Genomic DNA, 5521 nt, shown 5'->3' on the forward strand with positions numbered 1-5521 from the left:
CGCCGCTGCGCACCGAACGGCACATTCCAAACTCGATTGCGACGATGCGTCGACGGCTCGTTCTCGCCCTCGTCAGAAGTCTGTCGCGATGTCCATGTTGCGCAAGAGCGATCCTGCGTCCGCGATCGCGCAAAAATTTATGACGCAGTAAGACTAGCAGGCTGTTGAAGAACTCAGCCGCGTTCGCAAACGAAGGCTGAATCGTCGCCATTGTGGATGTCGAAGTGGCCGACGAGCCTTCCGGCAGTGCAGATCATAACCCGTCCGTGACTGCGGGCCGGATCATTCTCGTCGCGCCCTTCCCATGATAACTCTGCGCATGCCGATCCGTCGCGTGATGCCGTAGCGCACCTCCGGGAAGCCCTTGAGAGCCCCAAAGGCGATTTCACTATGGAAGGTGAGATGCGCCTCTTAGACAAGATCGAGGAAGTCGCTGTCCCAGACGTCCATCTCGACGATGCGCCTGCGGCCGACAAAGGCCTTGGCGAACCCGGGCACTTTGGCCATCAGCCGGTCTCCGCGATCGGCTGGGGCCGCACCAGATTGTAGGCGGTGGCAGCAATAGAAAAGGCCCATGCGACGCGATTACGGCCACGGAAGCTAGTCTTCTCCTGCCCGGCGACGGTCTTGATCCAGCCGAATGCCTCCCCGATCCGCTTGCCGATGCGCTGGCTGACGGCATACCCGCCGTGCCGCGTCGTTCGCCCGTCGATCGCAGAACTGCGGCCGCTGGCGTTCTGTGCAACATGCGGGGTCATGTTCAGCGAGCGCAGCTCATTGACGAAGTCGTCTGCATCGTAGGTTTTGTCGGCGCCAAGCGTGATCGCCGTCCTCCGGTCGGCACGATGCTGGATCACGTGCAGCGCGGCAACCCGCTCTGCATGCCCGTCGCCCTGCGCCGAAGAAGCATAGCTGCGTCTCCTTACCTTTGCCCTTGCGGTAGAGCCCGGCGTCCGGATCGGTGTTCGAAGCATGGGTGTCGTTCGAGCGCGTCTGGCCATGGAAGTCCGCTTCGGCATTGCGCCCGTCGCCTTGCACCGGCAGCTCGCCGGAGCCGTCCTCGGCTTGACGCTCTTCATCGAGGTCCAGGCTCGATCAGCGTGCCGTCGACAGACGTGATCGCTCGACAGAAGTTTCTTGACCTTGGCTGCGCCAGCAGTGCCGCCAGGAACTTGCCGCGATGTTGTCAGAGGGTCGCGGTTCTTCGAGAACACCAAATGGTCCCAGGCCGCGTCGTCGACCCCGATTGCCACGAACCAGCGGAATAGGAGGTCGTATTCCAGCCGTTCCATCAGAAGCCGCTCCGAGCGGATCGAACAAAACGCCTGCAACAGCTTCGCCCGCAGCAGCTTCTCCGGCGGGATCGACGGCCGCCCAATCGGCGAATAGAGCGCGGCAAACTTGCGATCCAGCGCCGCCAGCGCCTCGTTTACCATCGTCCGGATCGCTCGCAGCGGATGAGCCGCACCCGCGCCTCCAGGTCAATGTAGCTGAACAGCTCGCCCTTTCGATTGTCGCCGCCGTGCACGCACCATCTCCGAATCTCATCGGAGCCAATGAATTATGGTCGCCGGTCGGCGGCGAGCGCCCTTTTTCATCAGCCTGCTCGTGTGCCACAGCGGAGACACCTCATTAGCTTCAGCGAAAATGTCCGTAGACCAATCGGAATGTCATTCGAGAGGCTATTCAGTACCGCAGGGGGCATACTCCCGTTATTTCAACTTTAGTGGCGGGATTCCTGGACTTCAGCCGCGTCCCCGCGCGAAAACCAGCGACGGTCCCCAGCAGCTCAGTGCAACCTAAGTTGCCGTGAGCGTAGCTCGGCGTTGTCGAGAGCGATATCTCAGCCTAAGTTCCCCATATTTCAGACGCCAAGCAGCATTAGGAGAGACCCGATGCAGGCGCCAAGCCGACGCATTTACCAGTCGTTCGAACCTTCCACAGACCGTGAACCGGACGCTCAGGCGCCCGTCCAGCAGATGACGCCGCCGCGAAGTAAAGCCGGAGGTCCTGGGACATTGTAAATTTGCTTCCAGAGCGACCTCCTTTTGAGGGCCGAACAGAAGCCACCGCGCCTGAAGAAGGTCATACCGCGATTACTCTGCAATTACGTACGAGGACCGCCGCGGATCCGCGCCGCCCATTGTCAGACCATCGCTCCTTCGGATTGCATTCACTCCACCCATGAGGCGGGACCAGCTTTCCAATCGTTTCACTTCCCACCCCGCTTCGGTTAGAGCAGTGTCCCAGCCACTCGGACATCTGCGCTCCAGCATGACTTGGCGACCGTCGTCATGGCGGAGTCGCGGCCACTCTATAGCAGACTGTATGTCGAGATCCTGCTCAAAGTGGCGCCGCATAACCTGGAACAACGACTGCGGCTGGCCATGATCCCCTGGGGTAGCTATGGCAAGCTCGACGCCACCCTCCCCGGTCACCAAAGCTGGGCAGAGCGTATGGAAAGGACGCACTCCGCCACGCAGGCCGCGCACGGGATCGTCGTCGAGCCGCTCGAGCATTGCGCGATTGTGCAAGACGATCCCGTGATTTGGGCAGATCACGCCCGAGCCGAAAGCTTCGAACAAGGATTGGACCCAAGAAACGGCGCGTCCAGCGGCGTCTACGACGACCAATGTTGACGTGTCGCCACCGCCCGTAGTGCTCATGGCGGGACTCGCATCAAGCGCCAACGATCTTAGCCGGTCAGGCGAGAGGAGGTCCGGCGGTAGACGGATTCTTCGTTGATCTGCACAATAAGCGTCGCGCATCGCAAATGCGGTGGACTTCCGCGCCAAATACGCCACGGGATCAAGTAGCGGATCAGACTGATCGGACGGCGCAGCAGCCGGTTGAGCTTCGGCTAGGCCAAGCATGGCCAGCAGTGCAAGTCCTTGCGAGTTTGGGGGCGCCACGTGAACTCGCCGTTCTCGCCACATCGTCGACAATGCCGGCTCGAACAAGCTCCTGTGCGCAGCGAGGTCCTCGAGGTCTATCATGACTCCCTCGTCTCGCGCTTCCGCGAGCCATTGCCGGGCAAGCTCTCCCGAATAGAACGATCGCCAACCCTTTTTCGCTATCTCGCGCAACGTCCGGGCAGCCTCGGGCTGCTTCAAGCGTTCACCGAGGCGACGTCCGCCGGCTGAGCCGAACTTAGCGCCGAGCGCAGGGAATTCTCGTACAAGCGCCGAATATTCTTGCCCGTTGTAAAACTCCACAGCTGATGCATCGAGCGCAACTCCACGTTCTGCGATGGTGATCGCGGGCTCCAGAACGTCGGCGAGAGAGCGGGTACCGAACCGCTCGAGTGCCTCACCCCATGCCGCGATCACACCAGGTACTGTGATGGGAATAGGCCCACGTCGAGGCATCGCGGTCAGACCTTGCTTCCGTAGAGTGGCTACCGATAACGCCCGCGGTGTCGCGCCCGAGCCGTTGATCGAGGTAACCTCGCCTTTCGCGGTGGAATAGAGAGCAATAGCATCTCCGCCGAGACCGTTCATGAACGGGATAGCGATGGCCAATGTTGCGGCGGTGGCAATCGCTGCGTCCATCGCATTCCCGCCACTGCGGAGGATTGCTGCTCCGGCTTCGGAAGCCTTGTGATGACCCGCCACGACCATTCCACCGTCGCCCATGATGACAGGTCGGTGGGCCCCGATTTCGCCCTCAAATCCTATGTTCACGGTGAATCACTCCGTAAATCCGCATGCGTTCATCAAGACGCGTATTTGCTCGCAGGCCCTATGGAATTCAGCGTGTCGCAGACAAGAGAAATCGCGCGGCCGCGGGATCCCGACTTCTATGATTTCCTGGATGCGTCCAGGACGCGGCGTCATCACGACGACTCGATCAGCCAGCATAACCGCTTCTGTGATGCTGTGCGTGATCAGCACGATGGTCTTTCCAGTCTCCATCCATACGCGCTGGAGCTCGAGATTCATCTGCTCTCTCGTCAGAGCGTCGAGAGCTCCGAACGGCTCGTCCATGAGGAGCAACGACGGATTGGTCACGAGTGCTCGACATAGCGCCACCCGCTGTTGCATACCACCGGACAGCTCGTAGGGTCTGCTATGCTCGAACCCGTTGAGGCCGACCAGCGTCAGGAGCTCCCCGATGCGTTTTGGCTCTTTGCCGGATCGTTGAATGTCTATGGGTAGCTGAACATTCTCCTGCACGGTGCGCCAAGGCAGTAGCACCGGCGTCTGAAATACGACTCCAATACCCGGACTCGGCTCAGTCACCACCTTGCCGCCGATCAGAATCTGCCCCCTCGTCGGGGCCATCAAGCCACCGACGAGGCGAAGCAGTGTGGATTTTCCACAACCCGAAGCACCTACGATGGCCACGAACTCGCCTGCTCTCACTTCAAGCTGGATGTCGTGCAAAGCCTCGACTTTGCCTTTGCCAACGCCAAAAGATTTCGACACACTGCATATCGTAATCGGCTGAACCATGGCGCGCTCAGAGCTCGACAAACTCGTTCGTATAAAGTTTGCTCAGTTCAACGGCCTTCGGAAGGCCTCCATGTTTCAGCAGCAAAAGCTGCGTCTGATGCCAATCCTGATTGGCCATGAGGCCAAAGGGCCTTCCCTTCGTGCTGCGGGTTTCTAGAGATGGAAATGTCAATTCGAGCTGGCGACGTAGAACGCTTTTGTTGCGCGCCTGTTGTGGCACCCGCTTGATAAGAAGATCGATGGCCTTCTCGGGGTCCTCTTGGGCTGCCTTGAACGCATCCAGAGACGCGCGAACGAAAGCCTTAGCTGCATCGCGATTCTGCTGGACCCAATTGGCGTTCGCCACAATTCCATTGTTCATCATGTCGACTCCAAAATCGCTGAACAGGAAATAGTAGAGCTTGGCTCCCTGCTCCTCGAGCTGCGCGACTTGCACATTCACGTTGGCCGGGATAGCTTCCGCTCTCCCCTGCAGAAACGCGGCATTCTTGGCGCCAGTGGCTGGGTTGAGCACGTTGATCTTGCTGGCATCGACGTTGTTCTGCTGCAACAGTGCGGCAAGCATCTGACCAGTGCTCTCGGCAGGAGCATAGGCAACGACCTTGCCTTCCAGCTCTTTGGGCGCGCGGATCGGCGCATCTGCGCTACTAATTATGCACATCACGTTCGAAATCACGCGCCCGATAGCAACCAACGGAATACCCTGCTCGACGGCTCGGATCGTGCTAGTGAAGTCGATGAAGCCGATGGGATCGTTGCCCTGTCCTACGATCTTAGCAACGGTCGCCGAGCCCTGTCCCTCGCCAATGCTAACGTCCAGTCCAGCCTTCTCGTACATTTTCTCGTCTAAAGCCATATAGAATGGCGCATGCGAGCCGTAGATCGCCCAATCAAGCCTAACAGTCTGCTGAAAAAGCCCTCGCAAAGGCCCACGGTTGATGATTCAATTATGTATCATGAATCGTCGGGGGCTCGCATGCGAGGCGCTTTTGCGGATCAGGGCGGGTTGTTTTCGTACATTTCGCCGGAGGCGCGGGTGCCTGCGAACCACCCGCTGAGGAAGATCC

The 5521-nt window shown here is 59.5% G+C and carries 3 protein-coding genes and 2 pseudogenes; all 5 read right to left on the reverse strand.

Annotated elements, in window-relative coordinates:
• Window positions 1-173: 173 nt before the first annotated feature.
• Window positions 174-507, reverse strand: a pseudogene (locus IVA82_RS49120) (hypothetical protein).
• Window positions 507-1528 (reverse strand): annotated as a pseudogene (locus tag IVA82_RS28530) (IS5 family transposase). The pseudogenes IVA82_RS49120 and IVA82_RS28530 overlap by 1 nt, the downstream one beginning before the upstream one ends.
• Window positions 1529-2096: 568 nt before the next feature.
• Complete coding sequence (locus tag IVA82_RS28535; protein WP_247493654.1) at window positions 2097-3683, reverse strand: gamma-glutamyltransferase; 1587 nt, start codon at window positions 3681-3683, stop codon at window positions 2097-2099.
• 6 nt (window positions 3684-3689) lie between these two features.
• Window positions 3690-4454 carry an ABC transporter ATP-binding protein gene (locus tag IVA82_RS28540; protein WP_247493655.1) on the reverse strand — a complete coding sequence of 255 codons (765 nt, stop codon included), beginning with the start codon at window positions 4452-4454 and terminating at the stop codon, window positions 3690-3692.
• 7 nt (window positions 4455-4461) lie between these two features.
• Window positions 4462-5379 carry an ABC transporter substrate-binding protein gene (locus IVA82_RS28545; protein WP_256469732.1) on the reverse strand — a complete coding sequence of 306 codons (918 nt, stop codon included), beginning with the start codon at window positions 5377-5379 and terminating at the stop codon, window positions 4462-4464.
• Window positions 5380-5521: the final 142 nt, after the last annotated feature.

This window comes from Bradyrhizobium sp. 142, assembly GCF_023074015.1.
In the GTDB taxonomy this organism is placed as follows: domain Bacteria; phylum Pseudomonadota; class Alphaproteobacteria; order Rhizobiales; family Xanthobacteraceae; genus Bradyrhizobium.